Origin of the sequence: Streptomyces sp. NBC_01260 (assembly GCF_036226405.1) — a bacterium.
GTDB classification, from domain to species: domain Bacteria; phylum Actinomycetota; class Actinomycetes; order Streptomycetales; family Streptomycetaceae; genus Streptomyces; species Streptomyces laculatispora.
The window spans coordinates 7,832,054-7,854,672 of record NZ_CP108464.1 but is presented as its reverse complement, the minus strand read 5'-3'; the positions used below and the strand labels follow the sequence as shown (position 1 = coordinate 7,854,672).

The 22,619-nt window shown below is 70.8% G+C and carries 14 protein-coding genes and 1 pseudogene; 4 read left to right on the top strand and 11 right to left on the bottom strand.

Annotated features, from left to right (window positions below; all coding sequences use genetic code 11):
- Nucleotides 1–207: 207 nt before the first annotated feature.
- From OG322_RS34870 to OG322_RS34825, 9 genes and pseudogenes are all read right to left on the bottom strand, one after another.
- Complete coding sequence (locus tag OG322_RS34870; protein WP_123467545.1) at nt 208–2,649, bottom strand: GH92 family glycosyl hydrolase; 2,442 nt, start codon at nt 2,647–2,649, stop codon at nt 208–210.
- Nucleotides 2,650–2,908: 259 nt separating this feature from the next.
- The gene (locus tag OG322_RS34865; protein ID WP_123467547.1) at nt 2,909–4,006 is read right to left on the bottom strand and encodes an NADH:flavin oxidoreductase/NADH oxidase; all 1,098 of its coding nucleotides are present in this window, start codon (nt 4,004–4,006) and stop codon (nt 2,909–2,911) included.
- Between the two features lie 111 nt (nt 4,007–4,117).
- On the bottom strand, nt 4,118–4,390 hold the full coding sequence (locus tag OG322_RS34860; protein WP_123467549.1) for a DUF1876 domain-containing protein: 273 nt from the start codon (nt 4,388–4,390) through the stop codon (nt 4,118–4,120).
- Between the two features lie 64 nt (nt 4,391–4,454).
- On the bottom strand, nt 4,455–4,847 hold the full coding sequence (locus tag OG322_RS34855; protein ID WP_123467551.1) for a hypothetical protein: 393 nt from the start codon (nt 4,845–4,847) through the stop codon (nt 4,455–4,457).
- A 35-nt stretch (nt 4,848–4,882) separates the two neighbouring features.
- A pseudogene (locus OG322_RS34845) lies at nt 4,883–6,182 on the bottom strand (glycosyl hydrolase 115 family protein); the annotation flags it as partial.
- Between the two features lie 136 nt (nt 6,183–6,318).
- A complete protein-coding gene (locus tag OG322_RS34840; protein ID WP_329307427.1) occupies nt 6,319–8,727 on the bottom strand; it encodes a glycoside hydrolase family 3 N-terminal domain-containing protein in 2,409 nt (802 codons plus the stop codon).
- Nucleotides 8,728–8,779: 52 nt separating this feature from the next.
- A complete protein-coding gene (locus OG322_RS34835) occupies nt 8,780–9,670 on the bottom strand; it encodes a carbohydrate ABC transporter permease (RefSeq protein WP_329307426.1) in 891 nt (296 codons plus the stop codon).
- A 4-nt stretch (nt 9,671–9,674) separates the two neighbouring features.
- Entirely contained in the window at nt 9,675–10,604 is a 930-nt protein-coding gene (locus OG322_RS34830) for a carbohydrate ABC transporter permease (RefSeq protein WP_123467557.1), read from the bottom strand.
- A gap of 2 nt (nt 10,605–10,606) precedes the next feature.
- Nucleotides 10,607–11,851 carry an extracellular solute-binding protein gene (locus OG322_RS34825; protein WP_329307801.1) on the bottom strand — a complete coding sequence of 415 codons (1,245 nt, stop codon included), beginning with the start codon at nt 11,849–11,851 and terminating at the stop codon, nt 10,607–10,609.
- 214 nt (nt 11,852–12,065) lie between these two features.
- Here OG322_RS34825 and OG322_RS34820 point away from each other — a divergent pair, with 214 nt between their 5' ends.
- Nucleotides 12,066–13,124 carry a LacI family DNA-binding transcriptional regulator gene (locus OG322_RS34820; RefSeq protein ID WP_123467561.1) on the top strand — a complete coding sequence of 353 codons (1,059 nt, stop codon included), beginning with the start codon at nt 12,066–12,068 and terminating at the stop codon, nt 13,122–13,124.
- Nucleotides 13,125–13,351: 227 nt separating this feature from the next.
- Complete coding sequence (locus OG322_RS34815) at nt 13,352–14,440, top strand: WD40/YVTN/BNR-like repeat-containing protein (RefSeq protein WP_266412743.1); 1,089 nt, start codon at nt 13,352–13,354, stop codon at nt 14,438–14,440.
- 139 nt (nt 14,441–14,579) lie between these two features.
- On the opposite strand, the gene OG322_RS34810 is transcribed toward OG322_RS34815, so the two are convergent.
- Nucleotides 14,580–14,876 carry a hypothetical protein gene (locus OG322_RS34810; protein ID WP_123467565.1) on the bottom strand — a complete coding sequence of 99 codons (297 nt, stop codon included), beginning with the start codon at nt 14,874–14,876 and terminating at the stop codon, nt 14,580–14,582.
- 53 nt (nt 14,877–14,929) lie between these two features.
- Nucleotides 14,930–15,394, bottom strand: coding sequence for a MarR family winged helix-turn-helix transcriptional regulator (locus tag OG322_RS34805; protein ID WP_241200457.1), 465 nt, complete (start codon nt 15,392–15,394; stop codon nt 14,930–14,932).
- Nucleotides 15,395–16,058: 664 nt separating this feature from the next.
- Between OG322_RS34805 and OG322_RS34800 the strand changes: the two genes are divergently transcribed.
- Nucleotides 16,059–17,822 carry a non-ribosomal peptide synthetase gene (locus tag OG322_RS34800; protein WP_329307425.1) on the top strand — a complete coding sequence of 588 codons (1,764 nt, stop codon included), beginning with the start codon at nt 16,059–16,061 and terminating at the stop codon, nt 17,820–17,822.
- A 103-nt stretch (nt 17,823–17,925) separates the two neighbouring features.
- Nucleotides 17,926–22,545, top strand: a complete 4,620-nt coding sequence (locus tag OG322_RS34795) for a non-ribosomal peptide synthetase (RefSeq protein ID WP_329307424.1) — start codon at nt 17,926–17,928, stop codon at nt 22,543–22,545.
- Nucleotides 22,546–22,619 lie beyond the last annotated feature (74 nt).

Sequence of the window (22,619 nt, the reverse complement as noted above, 5' to 3'; positions counted from 1 at the left end):
GGCGTCGTCCTGTCGAGAGAGCTGAAGTGCCTCAAACCTGTGAGGCACAGCACATAATCGAACATTGAGCCACAACGTCAAACGCAGAACAACAGTCGTGCACAGGAAATTTTCAACGATAGAAAAAAGGGGTGGCCACCGGCCGCCCTGGGTGGCGGCGGGCCCCCGCGATCGGTCGCGGGGGCCCGCCGCCGAGTGCTCGCGCGATTACCGCGGCAGCCCCGAAGGATTCGTGGCCCAGGAGGTGTTCGCCTTCTCGGAGAGGCGGTAGGCCAGCGTGCCGCCCCTGGCGAGCAGGCTCGCGTCCGTCCACGAGCGGTCGCTCCGCCTGCCGTTGACCGTCACCGCGTCGATGTAGGCGTGCGTGGCGTCGGCGGCCGGGGCGGTGATCGTGATGTCCCTGCCGTGCGGGCGGTCGATGACGGCCCTCGGGAAGAGCGGGGCACCCAGCAGCATCGCGCCGCCGCCCGGGGACTGCGGGTACAGCCCCAGCGCGGAGAAGACGTACCAGGCGGACATGGTGCCCAGGTCGTCGTTACCGGGCAGACCGCGCGGGCCCGTGCCGTAGACCGTGTTCAGGATCTCGCGGACGGTCGCCTGGGTCTTCCACGGCTGACCGAGCGCGTTGTAGAGCCAAGGGGCGTGGATACCGGGCTCGTTGGTCGGGTCGTAGCGCACGGAGTCGCCGCCCTTCACCGACCACGAGCCGTCCGCCTTGTGGAAGAAGCCGTCGAGGCGCTGCGCCGCGATGTCCCGGCCGCCCATCGCCTCGGCCAGCCCCTGGACGTCCTGCGGCACCATCCAGGTGTACGTGGCGCTGGTGCCCTGAGCGAAGCCGAGCTCGCTGCCCGGAGCGAACGGGGAGACCCAGGAGCCGTCGAGGTTGCGGGCCTGGATGTAGCCGTCGGTGCCTGCCCCGTCGGTGGCTTGGGCGTTGAACACGTTGCGCCACCAGCCACCGCGCTCCTTGAACGCCTTGGCCTCCCTGTCGCGGCCGAGCAGAGCAGCCCAGCGGCCGAGCGCGTCGTCGGCGACCGCGTCCTCCAGGGTCTCGGCGGCGCCGCCCCAGCAGTGGCAGACGTCCTGCGGTGCGTAGTGGGACTCCAGGTACTGAGCCAGGTTGGGCCGCTGGCCGGTGCACTGGCCCGGACAGCCGGCGTCCGAGAGTCCGTCGTCGACGGGGACGGTCGCCTGGCGCGCCAGCGACTCGTAGGCGCCCTCGTAGTCGAAGTTCCGTACCCCCATGGCGTAGAACGTGGCGAGGGTGGCCGCGGTGGGGTCACCGGTCATGACATGGGTGGCGCCGTTGATGTGCACCCAGCGGTCCCACACGCCGCCGTTCTGCCGGGCGAAGTTGTGGAGCGACTGGGCGAAGTCCCCGGCGATCTCCGGTTTGAGCAGGGCGAGCAGCTGTATCTGCGCCCGGTACTGGTCCCAGCCGGAGAAGTTGCTGTACTGCGCCCCCTGTCCGCGCTCCACCCGGTGCGGTGCGCCGTCCATGCCCGGGTAGCGGCCGTCGGTGTCGCTGATCACGTTGGGCTGCATCAGGGAGTGGTACAGCGCGGTGTAGAACGTGGTGCGCTGCGCCTCGGTGCCGCCGCCCGTGCGTACGGAGTTCAGCTCCCGGTCCCAGGTCCGGCTCGCGGCGGCCGCCACGTCGTCCACCCCGGCGTGCGGGGCTATCTCGGTGCGCAGGTTGGCCTCGGCGCCGGCCTGGCTGACGTAGGAGATGCCGATCCGCATGTGGACATCTGTGCCGGAGGCGGTGTCGAAGCCGACCCAGCCGCCCGATCCGCGTCCGGCCCGGTCCGCTCCGGTGGCATAGCCCTCGCCGCCGCTGCCGGCGGTCGAGCCCGGGGCGAGCGTGCCGTCCTTCCAGGTGCCGGTGGTGGAGAAGGCGCGGTCGAACGAAGCGCTGAAGTAGAGCCGGTAGTAGCTCTTGCGGTTGTTGGTACCTCCGTTGGCCCGCCGTCCGCAGAACGCGCCGGTGAGCACCGAGCCGGTGACCTTGCGGTGCGCGGTGTCGATCTCGACCTGGGCGTCCTCGCTGCCGTTGAGCGAGTTCGAGACCCGGAAGAGGAGACTGGCGGGCTTCCCGGCCGGGAAGGCGAAGTCGGCCACGCCCGCGCGGCGGCTCACCGCGAGGTCCGCGGTGGCTCCGGAGTCGAGACCGACGGTGTAGCGGCCGGGCACGGCGCGCTCGTCGTCGTGCGAGAAGTTCGCGGCGTAGACGGCGTCCTTGGTGTCGGCCGACGGCGACGAGGTGACGTCCCCGACGAACGGCATGATCGGGATGTCACCGGCTGCGCCGGGGTTGCACCCCGCGCCGTTGACGTGCGTGAGGCTCAGTCCGCGCAGCCGGGTGGCGCCGTACTCGTAACCGTTCGCGGCGCCGGTGCTCGTCTGGTCGCCCCTCGTGCTCGTCGGCGACCAGGCGATCATGCCGTACGGGAGGGTGGCGCCGGGAAAGGTGTTGCCGCCGTTGGAGCTGCCGATCAGCGGGTCCACATAGGCGGTGGGGCGGGCGGCGGGGGCCGCGGCCCCCGTGGCCGGGGGCAGGACCGCGGCGGCGAGTGCGCCGGTGACGAGCACGGCGGCCGTTCTCGCGGCGAGGCGCCGGGCGGCGGGCAAGGGTCTGGTGGTAGGCATGCAGCGGTACCTTCCGAGGAGTTCAGACAACGTTGTCTTCGTCTGGGCTCCAGCCGGTGACAACGATGATCGATTCGCGGCCGAGCGTAGATCGCCCCGGCGCAGGAGGGAATGCCGCAGCCGTCACCCCTGGTGAATGTGCGGTGAACGGATGCCGCTGCCCGCACGGCACGCGGCCGCCCTCCCCGCGCGCCCCGGACGTGCCGTCGGGAGACGGCGGGCCTGGGCGTACGAAGAGGGCGGATGGCCGCGGGTGCGGTCAGATCGCGTAGCCGTACTGGTCGGGAGCGCGCACCGTGCCGCTCAGCTCGCGCGCCGCGTACTGCGCCCACGACGGGCTGCGCAGCAGTTCGCGGCCCAGGAGAACGGCGTCCGCGCGGCCCTCGGTGAGGATCTTCTCGGCCTGCTGGGGATCGGTGATCAGGCCCACGGCCGCGACGGGCAGACCCGTCTCCCGCTTCACGCGCTCGGCGAAGGGGACCTGGTAGCCGGGCCCGGCCGCGATGCGCGCGCGGGGAGCGTTCCCGCCGGTGGAGACGTCCAGCAGGTCGACTCCGTGGGCCCGGAGCTCCCCGGCCAGCCGCACGGTCTCGTCGGCGGTCCAGCCCTCGCGCTCGTCCTCGGCGTTCTCGGTGAGCCAGTCCGTCGCGGAGATGCGGAAGAGGACGGGCAGGTCCTCGGGCCACACCTCCCGCACGGCGTCGACCACCTGGAGGGCGAACCGGACGCGGTTCTCGTAGCTCCCGCCGTACTCGTCGGTGCGCTTGTTGCTGTGCGGCGAGAGGAACTGCCCGATGAGGTAGCCGTGCGCACCGTGCACCTCGGCGACCTCGAAGCCGGCGTCGAGCGCGCGGCGTGCGGCCTCGCGGAAGTCGGCGACGACGCCCTGGATCTCGTGGGCGGTCAGCTCGTGCGGCACGGGGTGGCCGGTGTCGAACGGCAGCGGGCTGGGCGCGACGGGCGTCCAGCCGTGCGCCTCGGGGCCGACGGGTCCGCCGCCGGTCCAGGGTGCGGCCGTCGACGCCTTGCGCCCCGCGTGTGCCAGCTGGATTCCGACGGCCGAGCCCTGCGCCTTGACGAAATCGGTGATCCGGCGGAACGCCGCCACCTGGGTGTCGTTCCAGATGCCGAGGTCGGCCGGGCTGATCCGGCCCTCGGGGCTGACGGCCGTCGCCTCGGTGAGGATGAGCCCGGTGCCGCCGGTGGCGCGAGCCGCGAGATGGGCGAAGTGCCAGTCGGTGGGAACGCCCGCGTCGGGCCCCACCGGTTCGGCGCTGTACTGGCACATCGGCGCCATCCACACCCGGTTGGGCACGACAAGCGACCTCAGGGTGAAGGGCTCGAAAAGGGCACTCACGACGGACTCCGTTTCGCCGGGTACGGAAGGATCGCTAGTACGATACATTCCGTACTACGACGTCCGTCAAATTACGATGCCTCCCGTACAACGGCCCCGGGCCCACGCCCCTCAGACGAGCGGGTAGGACGTACGGCCGGACTCCGCGTCGATCTCGTCGTGGGCCTTGGTCAACAGCTTCATCGCCAGCTCATTGAGCGCACGGGCGCCCGCGATCTCCTCGCCCACCCGGGGCTGCTCGGAGTCCGAGGGGTGCCGGCTGGCATAGCCGTGGGCGCGTACCTCGCTCCCGTCGGAGAGCCGCACCAGAGCGGCGGCGCGGGTGCGGTGGGTGTCCTCCTCGAATTCCAGCTCGATGTGCCATCCAACAGTGGTCTGCGTCATGGTGCTCACCTCCGGAGCTTCTGCCTCCAGGGTGCGCCTCTTCCCGCGACGATGCGCGGGGGGATCAGTGAACCCGGCGCCCGCGGCGGCGCAGGGTGATGCGGGCGTCCGCGTCGTACAGCTGGTTCCAGCTGCGTCCGGCGCCCGACTTCCAGGTGACGTGGACGGTGGCCCCGTCGGTCCTGACCCCGTCCACCGTCATGGCCCGGTCGCCGTCCCGCACGTCTCCGCGGCGCAGCTCGTCCGCCCTGACCGTGACGGGGTCCGCCGTGCGCACGCTCTCGGCCTCGTCCGCCGCGAGGCCGAGCGCGGCGGCCAGTTCGCGGGCCCGGTCAGGGGTGCAGACCAGCGAGAGCTCTCCCGACGGTGTTCCGAGCCTGATCTCGACTCCCGCGCCGACCGGGGTCACCTCCAGGTGTTCGGCCGGCACACCGCTGTCCTCGTTCGCACTGTTCATTGGCTCTGCTCTCCCTTGCCCGGGCCTCCGGGTCCTCAGTGCAGCCGGAGGCTCTCCGGCGGGCCCAGGTAGCTGGGCTTGAGGCCGCCGGTGTCGACCACCAGGTTCTGGAGCACCACCGTCGGGTCGACCATCCAGAATTTGAGCACATGCACACCGGCGGCGGCGATGCGGTGCACCGTACTGGTGATGTTGACGTTGTCGGAGGTGTGACGGGCCCACTGCGCGACGAGTTCGTACCGTTCCGGTTCGCGGTAGTCGACGATGCTGAACGGCGTCGCCCGGTCGTCGTGGACGATCGCCGAGCCGTCCTCGGCGGGGTCCTTGGCCAGGTCGAGGGTGATCTTCCGGTTGAGCAGTTCGGGCTTGCGCCGCGACTGGAGCCGTGCGTAGGTGCGCAGTACGGAGGCCACAGCGGCGGCCTCCTTCTCGCCGGAGTTCTGCCCGGCGTACCGCTCCTCCCACTCCGGCAGCCGGTCCGGGGTCCATCGCCCGGGGTCCCAGGCGTACTTCAGGAAGAACTGCGCGGGCAGCTCGTTCCCCTTCAGGTCGCCGGCGTTGGTGACCCACAGACTTCGGTTCCCGTACGCGACGCACTGGTTGAGCTGGTCCCACATGTTCGGCAGGGGGGGCGGTGTCCACCCCCTTGTAGTTGCGGCCGGCCCCGACGTAGTCGAGGTGGCAGTAGAGGCCGTAACCGCCCTCGCGGGCGTCGTTCTTCAGGTCGGGCAGCTTGCGGATGTTGGCCCAGTTGTCGTCGGTGAGGACCACCGTGACGTCGTCGGGCACCCGCAGTCCGCGGTCCCAGTAGTGCTGGACCTCCTTGTAGAGCGTCCAGACCTGCGGAATCGTGGTGACATCCCTGCCGGACACCTCGGCCAGGATCTGCCGCTGGGTGGCGATGATCTCGGTCATCAGCTCGATGCCGTCGCCGTCGGGGAGGCTGACGTCACCGTTGCCGCGCATGCCGAGGGTGACGACGCCCTCGAAGTTCTCCTCCCTCATCCGGCGGATGCCGTCGGACCAGTAGGCCTTGAGCGCCTCGGCGTTGCGGCGGAACGACCACTCGCCGGTGCCGCCGTAGGGGTCGTGCCCGGGGGTGGTGATGTTGCCCGCACCGTCGCGCACCGCCGCCACCGCGTGCCGGTTCCACTCCTCGATGCCGCGCATCATGGGCGCCTCGTGCGAAGTGCCCATGACGATGCCGTACGCCTTCGCGGTGGCGTGGTTGAGCGGGTCGTCCTCGGCGAAGGCGCGGCCCCAGACGGCCGGCCACAGGTAGTTGGCCTTGAGCCGGAGCATGACCTCGAAGATCCTGGCGTAGAAACCGGCGTCTCCCATTTTTGTTCGCACTCATGACTGATTGGACTGATCTGCACCCGGAGACATGTCGAAAGTTTCGTGAACCTCCCCGCACGTCCGGCGGGGAGGTTCACGGGCGGGGGTGGTGCGCGGCCGCGGGCGGCGCCGGTCAGTGCGCGGCGGGCTCCGCCACGGGCTCGACCGAGGTGCCGCAGACGAGCCGCCGCCGGTGGTCGACGGTCCGCTCGGGACCGGTGAGCCGCAGCCGTACCGTGCGGCGGACGCCGGTGGCGGCGCTGGACGTGGCGAGCCGCAGTTCGAGCTCGCCGGGTTCGACGACGCGGCGGCCTCCGATACCGGTGAAGGACGCCAGATCCGCGTGGAAGCGGAACCGGACCGTGGCTGCCGCACCGGCGGCGAGCGGCACCCGCGCGTAGCCGATCAGCCGCGCCTGGGGGCGGGTCGTCTGGGCGACCGGGTCGTGGAGGTACAGCTGCACCACTTCGGCGCCCTCGCGGTCACCGGTGTTGCGGACCGTGAGTTCGAGGTCGGCCGAGCCGTCGGTGGGGATCTCGGCCGGGACCGGATCGCCCGGCTCCCAGGCGAAGGAGGTGTAGGACATGCCGTGCCCGAAGGGGTAGAGCGGCGTCGGGTCCAGGTTGCTGACCCCGCTCACCAGCCCCAGCGGCGGCTGCAGATACGTCCACGGCTGACCGCCCGGACCCTTCGGCACGCCGGCCGGCAGCCGGCCGGAGGGGTTGACCCGGCCGGAGAGCACCCCGGCCAGCGCCGGACCGCCCTCCTCGCCGGGGAAGAAGGCCTGCACGACGGCGGCCGCCCGGTCCGCCCATCGCCCCAGCGCGTAGGGGCGGCCGGTCAGCAGCACCAGGATCACCGGGGTACCGCCGGCCAGCAGGGCGTCCAGCAGCTCGCCCTGGACGCCCGGCAGCGAGAGGTCGGCCGCGTCGCAGCCCTCACCGGAGGTACCGCGGCCGAAGAGGCCGGCCCGGTCGCCGAGGACGGCGACACACACATCGGCACCCCCGGCCAGCCGGACGGCATCCGGAATCCCGGAGGTGTCGGTACCGTCCACCTCGCAGCCGGCGGCGAACTCGACGCCTGCGCCGGGGAATTCGCCGCGCAGCGACTCCAGCACGGTCGGCACGTCGATCCCCATCGCGGTCTCGGGGTGCGAGACGCCGACGTGGCTGGGGAAGGAGTAGCAGCCGAGCATGGCCAGCGCGTCGTCGGCGCGCGGTCCGACCACCGCGATCCGGCCGGTGGAGCGCAGCGGCAGCGCGCCACCGGGGTTGGCGAGCAGCACACAGGCCTGCTCGGCGAGTTCCCGGGCCAGTGCCCGGTTCTCCGGCGGGTCGAGGTCGACGGTGTCCCGGGCCAGGGCGGGGTCCGCGTGCCGCAGGGCGGTGGGCAGCGGCGACCAGTCGGGGTCGAGCAGGCCGAGTTCGCATTTCTGCAGCAGTACGCGGTGCAGGGCCCGGTCGACCAGTTCCTCGGCCACGGCGCCGTCCCGTACGGCGGCGACGAGGGCGTCGCCGTAGCTGCGGACGGTGGGCAGTTCCACGTCGACCCCGGCGCCCAGGGCGAGCCGGGCGGCGTCCGCGCGGTCGGCGGCGACCTTGTGGAGGGTCTCCAGGAAGCCGATGCCGAAGTAGTCGGCGACGACGGTCCCGGTGAACCCCCAGGTGTCCCGGAGCAGTTCGGTGAGCAGGACCGGGTCGGCCGCCGAGGGCACTCCGTCGACCTCCGCGTAGGAGGACATCACCGAGCGCGCGCCGCCCTCGCGCAGCGCCATCTCGAAGGGCGGGAGGGTCACATCGGCCATTTCGCGGGCCCCGGCCCGGACCGGCGCGAGATTGCGGGCGCCCGCCGACGCCGCGTACCCGGCGAAGTGCTTGAGGGTGGCGACGATGCCGGCGGACTCCAGTCCGCGGACGTACGCCGCGCCGATGGTCCCGACGAGGTAGGGGTCCTCGCCGATGGTCTCCTCGACGCGCCCCCAGCGCAGGTCGCGCACCACGTCCAGGACGGGCGCCAGCCCCTGGTGGACTCCGACCGCGCGCATGTCGCGGCCGATCCGGTGGGCCATCTCGGTGACCAGTTCCGGGTTCCACGCCGCTCCCCACGACAGCGGCACGGGGTAGGCGGTGGCGCCCCAGGCGGTGAAGCCGGCCAGGCACTCCTCGTGCGCGAGGGCCGGGATACCGAACCGGCCGGCCCCGGCGATCCGGCGCTGGGCCCGGGCCAGGGCGAGCGCCCCGAGCCCGGGGTCGACGGGGGCGGTGCCGAACGGCCGGGTGAGCTGGCCGAGGCCGCGGATGGTGAGGTCGTCCCAGTCGACGGGGTCGACCATGTCGTTCTGGTGCGGGGCGACCCCGTCGCCGTCGGCGTCGGCGCCCACCCAGATTCCGTAGAGCTGGGCGGCCTTCTCCTCCAGGGTCATCCGGGGGACCAGGTCGGCCACCCGTGCCTGCGGGGTGAGCGAGGGGTCGCGCCAGGGACCGTCGGTGGCCGGGGCCGCCTCGGTGCGGCGGGCGTGCGGGACAGCGGGGATTGCCATGGGGGCAGGGGTTCCTCTCATGAGTGCGGTGGTGCGGGGCGGCGTGGGTGCGTTACTTGCCGCCCACCCCCATCAGTCCGTTGACCAGCGCCCGGCGCGCCACGAGGTACACGGCGAAGATGGGCACGACGGAGAGCACGATCGCCGCCAGTACGGCGGGGATGTTCACTCCGAACTGGGACATGAAGTTGAAGAGACCGAGCGTCAGGACGCGCTTCTCCTGCGACTGCGTGAGGATCAGCGGGAAGAGGAATCCGTTCCATGCCTGCAGCGCCGAGAAGATGGCCACGGTGCTGATGCCGGCCTTGGACATCGGGACGGCGAGCTGCCACAGCATCCGCAGGGGCGTGGCGCCGTCGAGCGCCATCGCCTCGTACATCTCCTCGGAGACGTCGCGCATGGTGCCGCTCAGGACCAGCACGGCCACCGGCATCGCGAAGGCCGCGGTCGGCAGGATGATCGCGGGCAGGGTGTCGTACAGGCCCATCTTGCCGATCAGCAGGTAGAGCGGCACGACCACGGCCTGCGCGGGGATGGCCACGCCGAGCAGGAAGGTCCGGAAGGCCAGCGAGGAGAGCCGGCTGCGGGTGCGCACCGCGACATAGGCGACGGGCACCGAGAGGACCAGCACGATGGCCACCGTGGAGGCGGCCACGATCGCGGTGTTACCCAGCAGTGTGAAGAAGCCGCTGTGCAGAACGGTGTTGTAGTTGTCCAGGGTGGGGTGGGTCGGGAACGCCAGCGGATCGCCGCTGAGCGCCTCGTCCTGGTGCATCAGCGACGAGGAGACCAGTGTGTAGAGCGGTACGACGACGATGACGAGCCAGACCAGCGAACCGAGGCCGGCCAGCGGGTTTCCCCACCTCCGTCGGCGGGCGACGGCGCCCCGGGCCCGGAACGCGGGTGTCGTGGGCGGCGCCGCACGACGGGTGTCCACTGACATGGCGTCACATACCTTCCCGCGTCGAACGCATGGATCCGAATCCGCTGAAGCGCACCAGAATCAGTGACAGACCGGTGGCGACGACGACGAGGGCCGTGGCGATGGCCGCGGCGTAGCCGAGGTCGTAGGTCTGGAAGCCGGTGCGGTACATCAGGTAGGGCAGGATCGTGGTGTCCGTGCCCGGACCACCCTTGGTCATGATCAGCACGGTGTCGAAGTACGTCAGCGAGCCGACGATCATCAGGACGGACGAGGTCGTGATGGTGTTGCGCAGCTGCGGCAGGGTGATGTGGAAGAACTGCCGCAGCATCCCGGCGCCGTCGATGGCGGCCGCCTGGTAGAGGACCTCCGGGATCTGCCGGGCGCCGCCCTGGTAGATCAGGGTGTGGAACGGCATGAACTGCCAGCCGCCGACGAAGGCCACGGTGAGCAGGGCGCCGGTGGAGGAGCCCATGATGTTGGGATCGATGCCGAACCAGGGGCCGATCTGCTTGATCACGCCGAAGTTGGGGTCCAGCAGGGCGTGGAAGAGCATGGCGATGGCGGTGGTGGAGAGCAGCAGCGGGATGAAGAAGACCGCGGAGAGGAAGGTCCGGCTGCGCTGCCTGCCCGCGGCCCAGACGCCCAGCAGCAGCGCCACCGGGGTCTGGAAGGCCCAGCTGACAGCGGTGAGCAGCAGGCTCAGCCAGGCGGCCTGACGGAATTCGGGGTCCTTGAACAGCCGGGTCCAGTTGTCCGTGCCGACCGGGGTCGGGGAGTTCAGCCCGTCCCAGTGGCAGAAGGACAGATAGACGGCGATCGCCAGCGGGACGATCGCGAAGACGGCGAAGAAGAGGATGCCGGGCAGGGCCCAGCCGACCGGCGGGCGGCCGACGTTGCCGACGGCCGCCTTCCTTCCTCCACGCACCTTGGCGTACGGAGAGACGTGGGGCATCGCTACTTGACGGCCTTCATCGCGGTGACGAACTGCTCGGGGGTCGACTTGCCGGCGAACAGCTTGCTGATCTCGGTGAGCAGCGGGGTGGCGATCTGCGACTCCAGCGCCTGGTCCCAGGAGAGCGTGAAGCTCGGTGCCTTCTGGACCATCGTGTACTGGTCGTGCGCGAACTGCGGGTTGGGTGAGGAGTCCAGCGTCGAGGCGGCGTTCGACGTGGTCGGGATGTCGCCGTTGTCGACCAGGGCCTTGCTGTAGGACTCGGCGGCCATGGTCTTCAGGAACGCTATGGCCGCGTCCTTGTGCTTGGTCCGGGTGTTGACGGACCAGTAGTTGGTGGGGTTGCCGACCACGTCCGCCGGGTCACCGACGCCACCGGCCACCGTCGGGAAGGCGGTCCAGCCGAGGTCCTTCCTGGCGAACGCGGGCGCCTTGCCGAGCTGGGTCGAGTACTCCCACGAGCCCATCAGGTGCATGGCGGCCTTGCCCTTGTTGAGCAGGGTGGGGGCGCCTCCGTTGCCGTAGTCGACTGAGTTGAAGTTCTTGCCGAACGCACCGCCGTCGACGAGTTCCCTGACCGTCCGCGCCGCCTTGAGGACGGCGGGGTCGCCCCAGCCGGAGCTGTCGCCGCCCTGGATCCTGCCGAAGACCTCGGGCCCGCCGATCCGGTCGAGGAGGTACTCCATCCACATCAGCTCGGGCCACTTGTCGGAGCCGCCGAGGGCGAACGGCGTGATGCCCTTGCCCTTGAAGACGGTGATGGCCTTCTGCATGTCCTCCCAGGTCGTGGGGGGCTGGAGCTTGTTCTGCGCGAAGAGGGTCTTGTTGTAGAAGAGCATCACGGGCTGCATGCCGCGCATCGGGATGCCGTACATCTTCCCGTCGAGGCTGCCCGCGGCGACGATCGACGGAAGGAAGCCGTCCTTGAGCGTGGGGTCGTTCTTGATCGTCGATGTGAGGTCGACCACCTGCTTGGCATCGACGTACGGCTTGATGGAGCCGCCGCCCCAGTTGTAGAAGATGTCGGGGGCGCTCGGGGAGCCCATGGCGCTGCGGAGCTTGTTGACGTAGTCGGTGCCGGGGACGGGGACGAGCTTGACCTTGACGTCGGAGGTCTTGTTGAACTCCTTCACCGCCGCTTCCTGGATCTTCACGGCGTCGTCCCCGTACACGTAGGCGGTGAGGGTCGCGCTCCCGCCGCTGTCGCTGTCGGAGCCGCATCCGGCCAGCAGGCCGGCCATGACCATGGCGGCGCCGGCCGCGGTCCATCTCGCCGTACGTGTGCCCTGAGTGAAAATACCCGACCGCATGACCGCACCTCTGTCGAATGTTTCGGTGTGACTTCCGAATGTTGCCGGAACGGTACGGTCGGGTTTCGGGTGCGTCAAGGGGTCGGGGAACGGTATTTACTCCGGCCTGACCCAGGCGTCGGCCGGGGCCGCGGGAAGCTACGATCCCTTTATGAGCCCCGCAAACGTCCAGTCACATCAGGAGAATGCGCCTGCCGGCGAACCGTCGGAAGGCACCGCCACCCTGGCGGAAATCGCCCGAGCGGCCGGAGTCTCGACTCCGACAGTTTCGAAGGTGCTGAACGGGCGCGCCGATGTCGCCCCGGGTACCCGCACCAAGGTGGAGGAGCTGCTGCTGGTGCACGGCTACCGCCGCAGACGCGGCTCCACCACCCAGTCCCAGCTCATCGACCTGGTCTTCCACGAGCTGGACAGCGCCTGGGCCATGGAGGTCGTCCGCGGGGTGGAGAACGTCGCCAGGGAGGAAGGGCTGAGCCTGGTCCTCTCGGAGAGCGCGGGCCGGCTCACCCCGGGGCAGACCTGGGTGGACGGGGTGCTGGCCCGCCGGCCGGTCGGGGTGATCCTGGTGCTCTCGGACCTCACCGCCGCCCAGCGCGCCCAGCTGACCAGCCGCAGCATCCCCTACGCGGTCGTCGACCCGGCGGGCGATCCCGGCGACGACGTCCCCTCGGTCGGGACGACGAACTGGCAGGGCGGCCTGGCCGCCACCCGGCATCTCACCGCGCTCGGGCACCGCCGGATCGGGGTCATCAGCGGCCCGTCCCGGATGATGTGCAGCCGGGCCCGGGTGGACGGCTACCGCGCCGCCCTGGAGACCGCGGGCCTGCCGATCGATCCCGCGCTGGTCCGCGAGGGCGAGTTCCAGCACGAGGCGGGCTACACCGCGGGCCTGGAGCTGCTGCGGCAGGCCGACCGGCCGACCGCGGTCTTCGCCGGCAACGACCTGCAGGCGCTCGGCGTGTACGAGGCGGCGAGGGAGCTGGGCCTGCGCATCCCCGAGGACCTCAGCGTCGTCGGCTTCGACGACCTGCCGCTCACCCGGTGGATCGGACCGCCGCTGACCACGGTGCGCCAGCCGCTCATAGAGATGGCCGAGACCGCGGCCCGCCTGGTCCTCGACCTGGGCCGGGGCCGGCAGCCGGCGACGACCCGGGTCGACCTGGCCACCAATCTGGTGGTGCGCAGCAGCACGGCCGCACCCTGCCGCTGACCGAGGCCGTCGCGGGACGGGGGCCGTCGGCTTCGACCCGCCCGGCCCGGCCGAAGCGCGCCACCGCCGCCGACGGCAACGACGCGCCGGCGAGCGCTTCCCCTCGCGCTCCGCACCGGGCACGGCCGCGGAAGCGGCGGCGCCCCGGACTGTCCTGCGCGGCGCTGTCAGTGGCCGGGTGCAGACTGGCCGGTATCCGGCACAACGGCGTTTCGGGAGGTTCGGTCATGACCGATGTTCTGCTCACCGTGGGTACCCGCAAAGGACTCTTCATCGGCCGCAGGCACGACGGCGCGTGGAAGTTCGACGGTCCGCACTTCAATGCGCAGGCGATCTACTCGGTCGCCATCGACACCCGCCGGGAGGTGCCCCGGCTGCTGGTCGGCGGCGACAGCGCGCACTGGGGCCCCTCCGTCTTCCACTCCGACGACCTGGGCGCCACCTGGATCGAGCCCAAGCGGCCGGCCGTGAAATTCCCGGAGTTCACCGGGACGTCGCTGGAGCGGGTCTGGCAGCTGCATCCGGCGGGCCCGGAGGCCCCCGACGTCGTGTACGCGGGCACCGAGCCGGCCGCGCTGTTCCGGTCGCGGGACAGCGGCGAGTCGTTCGAGCTGGTCCGCCCGCTCTGGGAGCATCCGACGCGTTCGAAATGGGTGCCGGGCGGGGGCGGCGAGGGGCTGCACACGGTCCTGACCGACGAGCGGGACGCACAGGCGGTGACGGTCGCGGTCTCCACCGCGGGGGTGTTCAGGACCGCGGACGGCGGGGAGAGCTGGACCCCGGCCAACAAGGGGGTGTCGGCCGTCTTCCTGCCGGACCCGAACCCGGAGTTCGGCCAGTGCGTGCACAAGGTCAGCCGGGACGCGGTCGATCCCGACCGGCTCTACCTCCAGAACCACTGGGGCGTGTTCCGCAGCGACGACGCCGGGAGCAACTGGACGGACATCGGCGAGGGGCTGCCCTCCGACTTCGGCTTCGCCGTGGCCGCGCATCCGCACCGGGCGGACACGGCGTACGTCTTCCCGATCAACGCCGACGCCGACCGGGTACCGGCCGAGCACCGCTGCCGGGTCTTTCGCACCCGCGACGCCGGCGACAGCTGGGAGCCCCTGTCCGCGGGACTCCCGGAGGGAGCTCATTACGGCACGGTGCTGCGCGACGCGCTCTGCACGGACGACGCCGATCCGGCGGGGGTCTACTTCGGCAACCGCAACGGCGAGGTGTACGCGAGCGCGGACGACGGCGACAGCTGGCAGCAGCTCATCACGCACCTGCCGGATGTCCTGTGCGTCCGCGCGGCGGCCGTCGGCGGTTGATCCATACCGTCGTCATCAGCAGGAGAGTGCCCGCCCGTTGCCGAACGCGTCGCGGCGATGGGCGACTTCCCGCGCGGCGACCACCGGGTTCTGCCACCCGGTCGCCCCGCGGCCGGAGCCTCGCCGAAAGCGCCGCGCCTCACGGGGTACGCGGGGCCCAGGCGCCCGACGCGGCGGCCTCCCTCACGTAGATCTCGAACGTCTTCGGATGCCGGCCGGTGACCCGGCGGACCGTGTCCGACGGCCGGGCGTCGCCCAGCGCGGCCAGGGACGTGTACGCGCCGGTCTCGCGCTCCACGGTCTCGGCCGGCCTGCCCCGTGCCAGTTGGCCGGCGCGGTAGGTGTCCTTGTCACCGCGGAAGACCTGGGGCAGCCCGGTGGCGCGCCCGATGGCGGCCAGAGCGTCCGCGAAGGACAGGGCATCGGGTCCCGTCACCTACCCGGCGCAACGAGGGACCCGCCGGGCGGCAACGGCGCGCCGGGCGGGAGTCACCGTACGGGTTCGGCCTCCATGGCTGCGGCCACCTTCTCGCAGAACTCCGCGAACAGGGCGCCCTCGCCCTCGGTCAGAACGGAGGCGGCGAGCTGCCCGATGTCCTGGCGGCCCCGGGCGATCCGGGCAAGGAACGCCTCCCCCTCGGGGGTGAGGGAGGTGCTCAGTTCGCGCCGGTCCTCCCCCAAGGCCCTCTGGGTCACCAGGTTCAGGTCCTTGAGCACGCGCAGGGCCTTCGACGTGGTCTGCCGGGAGACGTCGAGCGCGTCGCTCAGTTCGGAGGGCCTCATGGAGCTCCGTACCCGCAGCAGTTCCAGGACGTCGTACTGGTGCCAGTTGACGCCCTCGGGGTTGGCGCGTGACCGGCGTGCGACCAGAAGACACTGCAGGTGGGTCAGGGCCGCCTCCAGACCGCTGGGTTCCGGGGACCAGGGGGACATCGAGCCGTCTCGTGGAGTCATGGGTGCTTTCCGGTACGGGGGCATTACCGGTGCTGAGAGGTTGAACGATATCAAGGGGCGACGCCGATGACACGGCCTCACGCCTGCGGGCCGCGCCGCCGGACGGTGCACCGGCCGGCCCCGGTGCCGCAGCCGTGCTCACGGTCGGCGGCGGGGGCCGAAGAAAAATGGTTGCCCTGAGGACACCATCGGGGGGCGTGGCGCTCCGAACCCGGGGTACCGGAGTCCATGGGCCGGTGCGGAACCGGCCGAGCGTAACGCTTCAGGAGCAGCTAATCGGCTTCCGCGCGGGAGCCGTCGTACCAAGTAATTGCATCGGTCCGGCCTGCGCCACGGGCCGGAAAGCGCTTCCTGCCTCGATTCCTTCCGGCCGGGACCGCGTGCGACGTACCGGAATTGTTTGCCCAAACCGCCCCTCACCAGAGGCATTTGACACTGATACCGACCTGTGGTTAACATCAATTTCCATGCGGAAACCATATTTTCGCACTGCACGCTGAAGAATCCACTGCCCCGGCTCGCGTTTCTCGCATAACGCACCAGTGAGATCGCTGAAGCCATTCCTTCGGACAGCACGCCGAGGAGATCAGCGATAATGGAAAATAATTCCTCCCATTTACCACCGGGCCCTCCTCTTGTCCTTACCGCTCTGTTCGAAGAAGCGGTGCGCGACAACAGCGAGGCCGTAGCTCTGGCGCAAGGCACGCTACGCGTCACGTATGACCAGCTCAACCGGCGAGCCAACCGCATGGCACGTCATCTCGTCGCCCAGGGGGTGACGAGAGGCGACCGCATCGGTGTGCACATGGGCCGGTCCCCGGATCTCTACGCCGTCGTACTCGCGGCCCTCAAGGCCGGCGGGTGCGTGGTGCCGCTCGACCCCGCGCATCCCACGGAGTACGTCGGCCGCATCCTGCACGAAGCCGGCGCGTCGCTGGTGGTCTGCGACGACCCGGGTGGCCTTCCCCACGGCGCTCGCGAGGGCGCACTCGCACTGCACGACCTGGTGCGGCGCAGCGAGGACCTGGACGACGGCGACGCGGACCGCGGCATCGGGCCGGAGGACACCGCGTTCCTCATGTACACCTCCGGTTCCACGGGCAAGCCCAAGGGCGTCCGGATCGCGCACCGCGGACTGGCGCGGCTGGGCCTCCACAACGGCGCCCTCGACATCACCCCGCAGGACGGCCTGACCCAGTCGGCCGCGTTCTCCTTCGCCGCCTCGACCATCGAGATCTGGCTCGCCCTGCTGCACGGCGCCACGCTGCTGCCGATGCCGCCCGGACTGCCGTCGCTCCCCGCGCTGCGCGAGGCCGTGGAGGAACGGGGCGCGACCGTGCTCAGTCTTCCGTGCGGCCTGTTCAACGCCCTGGTCGACCACGAACCGGAGTGTCTGAGGAACGTGCGGATCGTGCTGCTCAGCGGCGACTTCCCCTCCCCCGCCCACCTGCGCAGAGCCATGGCGCACACCGACGCGACCCTCTACAACGGCTACGGCTGCACGGAGAACTCCTCGATCACCGCCCTGTACCCGCTGACGTCGGCCGACGAGGTGGACGGCCGGGCCTTGGTGCCGATCGGCAAGCCGCTCCCGGCGGTCACGCTGGACGTGTACGACCCGGCGATGCGCCCCTGCGGCATCGACGAGGTGGGGGAACTGTGCGTGGGCGGGACCGGCGTGGCCCAGGGGTACGCCGGCCGGCCGGAGCTGACCGCCGAGAAGTTCACCCCGGCACCCGACGGCGGGCTGCTCTACCACACGGGCGATCTGGCACGGCGGACCGCGGACGGCGACGTGGTGCTGGTCGGACGGTCCGACAGCATGGTGAAGATCCGCGGGTTCCGGGTGGAGACCAGTGCCGTCACCCTGGCGGTGCGCGCCCTCGACGGGATCGGGGACGCGGCGGTGAAGGCGTTCGAGGACGACACCCGCGAAAAGCGTCTCGTCGCCTTCTACACCACCCGTGACGGCACACCGGCCGACCCCTCGGACCTGGTCCGCCGGCTCTCGGAGCAGTTGCCCTCCTACATGGTCCCCTCCTCCTTCCGTCATCTCGAGAAGATGCCGACGAACGTGAACGGAAAGATCGACCGCACCGCGCTCATCCTTCCCGGGCCATCCGGTACCCCGAAGCAGAAGTCCACCGAAGAGAAAGGCGGAACAGTTATGCAGAACCCGCTCGAAGCAGTCGTCCTGCAGTCCTGGATCGAGATTTCTGGAATGGACGACTTCTCGACCACCGACTCCTTCCTGGGCCATGGCGGGAATTCCCTCCATTTCGTGCAACTGGCCTCCCGTCTACAGAAGATATTCGGGATCGAAATCACCACCGAGTCGGTTTTCCGGCACGGCACGGTAGAACAGCTGGCGCGTTTCATCGAAGAGACCCGTGATCAGGCGCGGAGCACCTCGACGTCCAACGGCTGACGGAGTTCCCGACAGCGACCGGCACACGCGCTGCGCCGGTCGCGTTACGTCTCCGGAGGGCGACGGAACCGTGAACAACCCCCTTACCTCAGCAATACTGCAATTGGCGCGGAGAACGCTCCAGGCGCCCGGTCTCGGGCCGGACCAGAAATTCTCCGAGTGCTGCGACGATCCCGGGCGGCTGGACGAACTGAGCGCGGTCCTGCGGGCCGTGTTCGCCGTCGACCTGACGTCCGCGGAACTCGGCCGCGAGGGCACCGCGGCAGCAGTGGCCGAGCGCACCGCGCGTGGGCGCCCTCGTACCCGCGGGCACGAGGTGGAAGCCGGCTCCGCGCCGCGGACCGGCAACGCGACGGAGGCCTCGTTCGGCCAGAGCGGTATCTGGCTCATCGACCAGTACCTCCCCACACCGGAGGCGTACAACGGGCCGTTCCTGGTCCGCCTGCCGTTCCGGCTCGACGGGGAACGGCTGCGCCGCTCCGTTGCCGGGGTGCTGCGCCGACAGGAAGTGCTGCGCACCACCTACACGTTGCGCGACGCCCGGCTCCTCCAGATCGTCTCCGACGACGACACGGCCTTCCACTACCGCGTCGAGCACTACGGCGGCGAGAAGGAACTGGACGCCATCGCCCAGCGGGTGGCGAACGTCCGCTTCGACCTGGAGCACGGGCCGGTGACCTCGGTGACCTGTGCGCTCGGGCCGGGCGAGGAGAGCGCGATCGTCTGCAACATCCACCACATCGCCTCGGACGCCGCCTCGGCCGGTGTGTTCCTGCGGGAACTCCTCGACGCCTACGACCGGAACGGGCGGGGTCTGCCCGTGGAGGCGGTGCCCGGCCGTCCGGACTACGCGGACTTCGCGCACTGGCACCGCGAGCACCTGACGCCGAGGAGGACCGCGGAACTGCTCGACGAGTGGGCCGACCGGCTGGCCGGAGAACTGCCCGTGCTCGATCTGCCGGCGGACCGCCCCCGGCCCGCGGCGCAGGAACACCGGGGAGCCACCGTGCCCCTGCGTGTTCCGGCCGAAGTGACCGAGCGGCTGGAGCGGCTGGCGGAACGCGAGGGCGTGACGCTGTTCATGGCCCTGCTCGCGGTGTACGGCGTGTTCCTCGGCAAGCTGACACGTCAGGAACGCGTGCTCATCGGTTCGCCGGTCTCGCTGCGCGACGACGCGCAGACCCGGGACCTCATCGGCTACTTCGTCAACATGGTCGTCCTGCGCCAGGACGTCACGGGCTCGATGAGCGTGCGCGAGGTCCTGCGGCAGGCGCGCGAGGAGGTCGCCGACGCGCTGCGGCTGAAGTGGGCCCCCTTCGACAAGGTCGTCGAGCGTCTGAAGCCTGAGCGCAACAGCGCTCACACCCCCGTCCTCCAGACGATGCTCGTGCTGACCGATCCGGCCTCCGCGCAGTGCGTCCACGACGGCACCCCGCTGACCGTCCGGCGCGACATGGCGCACGGCGCGAAGTACGACCTCTCCGTGGTGTTCGCCCGCGAGGAGGACGGACTGCACGGCACGCTCGAGTACGACTCGCACCTCTTCGACCAGGCCACGGCGAGGAGCATGAGCGAGCGTCTGGGCCGGCTGGTGGACCGGTTCGCGGCGGCCGGGCCGGACGCCCTCGTCCGCGATCTCGGCCTGCTGGCCGACGGCGAGGAGCGGGATCTGCTGGCCCGCAACGACCTGGTGGACCGGTCCGCGCGCCCCGTGCCGGTGGGCGAGCTGTTCGAGCGGCAGGTGGCGGCCACACCGGACGCCGTCGCGGTGACGGACGGCGGCCGCTCGTGGACGTACCGGGAACTGGACGAACGGGCCAACCGGCTCGCCCACGTCCTGCGCGAGGAGGGGGCGGGGGCGGGCCGCCGGGTGGGCATCAGCCTGCCCCGCTCGTTCGACATGATCGTCGGGCTGCTCGGCGTCGTGAAGTCGGGTGCCTCCTACGTCCCGATGGACCCGTCGTACCCGCCGGAGCGGGTGGCGTACATGCTCGACGACGCCGGTGTCTTCCTCGTGCTCACCGACAGCACGTTCGACGCGGAGCTCCCCTCCGGAACGCGGTTGTTCGAGATCGACCGGGAAGCGGACCGGACGGCTGCGGCCGACCTCACGACGCCGGGCCGAACCAGGACGCCCGACGACGAGGCCTACGTGGTCTACACCTCCGGGTCGACCGGTGCCCCGAAGGGCGTGGTCATCCGGGACCGCACGGTGGGCAATCTCATCCGCGCCCAGCACCGGATCTCTCCCTGTGGAGCCGAGGGCACCACTCTGCAGTACATGACGCTCTCCTTCGACGTCTCCGTGATGGAGATCCTGGGGACGCTCTGCGTCGGGGGCACGCTCACCCTGATACCCGGGGAGCTTCAGAAGGACCTGCACCGGTTGGCCGCGTTCGTCGCGGAGCACGGTGTCACGCGCCTGTACCTGCCCTATGTCGCGCTCCAGCGGTTCGCCGCGATAGCGGTCGCGGAGGGCCTGCGGTGCGAGGGGCTGCGCGAGGTCACCTCCGTGGGCGAGGCCCTGGTCGTCTCCCCGCAGATCCGGGAGTTCTTCGACCGGCACCCCCGGGCCCGGCTGCTCAACATGTACGGCCCCTCCGAGACCCATCTGGCCACCTGGCACGAGCTGTCCGGTGACCCCGGCGAGTGGCCCGAGGCACCGGCCATCGGCCGTCCGGTCGACGGCATGCGACTGCTCGTCCTCGGCCCCGACCGTGAACTCCTCCCTCCCGGCGTCACGGGCGAGCTGTACATCGGCGGTCCGCACCTCTCGCCCGGCTACCACGCCAGGCCCGAGGAGACGGCGCTGCGCTTCGTCGCCGATCCGTTCGGCCGGGGCGGCGACCTCCTCTACCGCACCGGCGACCTCGTACGGTGGAACGGGCGCGGTGACCTGGAGTACCTGGGCCGCGCCGACGACCAGATCAAGATCCGCGGCTACCGCATCGAACCCACCGAGGTCGAGGCCGCCCTCGACGCCCTCGACGGGGTGAAGAGCTCGGCGGTGGTGGCGGTCGGGTTCGGAGCGGGCGACCGGCGGCTGGTCGCCGCGGTCACGGGGGACGGCGCCGATGACGACGGGCGGCTGCGGGCCGCGCTGGCCACACGTCTGCCGGACTACATGCTGCCCGCACACATCGTCCGCCTGGACCGGCTCCCCACCACCCCGAGCGGGAAGACCGACCGCGGTGGACTGGCCGCCAGGCTGGCCGGCGAACTGCGCGACCGGCGCGCGGACGACCGCGCAGGAGCGGCGGAACAGCCCAGGGCCGGAACCGAGCACGAGATAGCCGACCAGTGGTCGGACGTGCTGGGAACCGGGTCCATGGGGCGGGACGACGACTTCTTCACGCTGGGCGGCAACAGCATCATCGCCACCGAACTGGTCTACCGCCTGCGGCGGCTGTTCGACATCGACATACCGCTGCGGACCCTGTTCGACAACCCCACCGTCTCCGGCATGGCCGCGCGGATCGAGGAACGGCGCGCCGGCGACACCACGGCGTTCACGGCGCCCGCGGCCGACCTGCGCGGCGATGTGACCCTGCCGGACACGGTACGGGCCGGCGACCGTGAATCGGCCCCGGTGGCCGCCGCGACCGCGGTCCTGCTGACCGGCGCGACCGGCTTCCTCGGCAGCTACCTCCTGCGGGACCTGGCAGCCGTACCAGGCAGTACGGTCAACTGCCTGGTACGCGCCGCCGATTCGCACGCCGCCCTGCAACGACTGCGCGCCACGGCCGCCCTGTACGGCATCGCGGACGACATCGCCTGGGAACGCGTGCGCGCCGTGCCCGGAGACCTCACCCGCGCGCGCATGGGACTGTCCGACGCGGACCACGCGGAACTGACCGGTTCGGTCCAGGTGGTCTACCACGCGGCGGCGCACATCAACTTCGTCCTCCCGTACGCCTCGGTGAAACCGGCCAACGTCGACGGTCTGCGGTCCGTGCTGGAGTTCGCCGCCACGGGGCGGCTCAAGCCGGTGCACTACATGTCGACCATCGCGGTGTTCGCCCCTGGCCAGGGCGCCGGACCGATCACCGAGGAGGCGGTGCCCGAAACCTGCGAGGGGCTCGGCATCGGTTACACCCGGAGCAAGTGGGTGGCCGAGGGGATCGCACGGCTGGCGCGTGAACGCGGCATGCCGGTGACCGTCTACCGTATCGGCCGGATCTCCGGCGACAGCGTCAGCGGTGCCTGCCAGGCCGACGACTTCCTGTGGCGCCAGATCAAGAGCTTCATCGAACTCGGTTCGGCCCCGCCCGCCGAGGAGCTGACGACGGACCTGCTGCCGGTGGACTTCGTCAGCCGGGCCGTCGTCGCCCTCTCCCGCGATCCCTCCGCCGACGGCGCGACGTTCCACCTCTTCCACCCGCGTGGCTCCGACTTCACCCCGGTGCACGCCGCCGTCCGCGAGTGCGGCTACACGCTGGACACGGTGCCGGCCGACGAGTGGCTGACGCGCCTGGAGGAATCGGCCCGTCTTCCCGGGAGCAACGCCCTCGCGGCAGCCGTCCCGCTGTTCCGGGAAGGTGCGCTGGAACTCGGCGAGAACACCTACGGCAACGAGAAGACGTCGCGGCTGCTCGAACGCCTGGGGCTGCACTACCCCGACATCGACCGCCGCTCCCTCTCCCGCATGATCCGCTACTTCGGCTCGACCGGGCAGCTGACCGGGCAGCTGACCGGCCCGCACCAAGCGCGGCAGACCGCGTAGGACAGCCGGTCAGCGGCTCTCCCGTTCCAGACATCCGCAGGCGTCCACCCCACGGGGCGCCTCATAGCGAAGGC

Bases quoted from the DNA above. Each gene is read 5' to 3' on its own strand.
- OG322_RS34870 (WP_123467545.1), bottom strand. From the start codon at position 2,649: ATGCCTACCACCAGACCCTTGCCCGCCGCCCGGCGCCTCGCCGCGAGA.
- OG322_RS34860 (WP_123467549.1), bottom strand. From the start codon at position 4,390: ATGACGCAGACCACTGTTGGATGGCACATCGAGCTGGAATTCGAGGAG.
- OG322_RS34855 (WP_123467551.1), bottom strand. From the start codon at position 4,847: ATGAACAGTGCGAACGAGGACAGCGGTGTGCCGGCCGAACACCTGGAG.
- OG322_RS34840 (WP_329307427.1), bottom strand. From the start codon at position 8,727: ATGGCAATCCCCGCTGTCCCGCACGCCCGCCGCACCGAGGCGGCCCCG.
- OG322_RS34835 (WP_329307426.1), bottom strand. From the start codon at position 9,670: ATGTCAGTGGACACCCGTCGTGCGGCGCCGCCCACGACACCCGCGTTC.
- OG322_RS34830 (WP_123467557.1), bottom strand. From the start codon at position 10,604: ATGCCCCACGTCTCTCCGTACGCCAAGGTGCGTGGAGGAAGGAAGGCG.
- OG322_RS34825 (WP_329307801.1), bottom strand. From the start codon at position 11,851: ATGGTCATGGCCGGCCTGCTGGCCGGATGCGGCTCCGACAGCGACAGC.
- OG322_RS34820 (WP_123467561.1), top strand. From the start codon at position 12,066: ATGAGCCCCGCAAACGTCCAGTCACATCAGGAGAATGCGCCTGCCGGC.
- OG322_RS34815 (WP_266412743.1), top strand. From the start codon at position 13,352: ATGACCGATGTTCTGCTCACCGTGGGTACCCGCAAAGGACTCTTCATC.
- OG322_RS34805 (WP_241200457.1), bottom strand. From the start codon at position 15,394: ATGACTCCACGAGACGGCTCGATGTCCCCCTGGTCCCCGGAACCCAGC.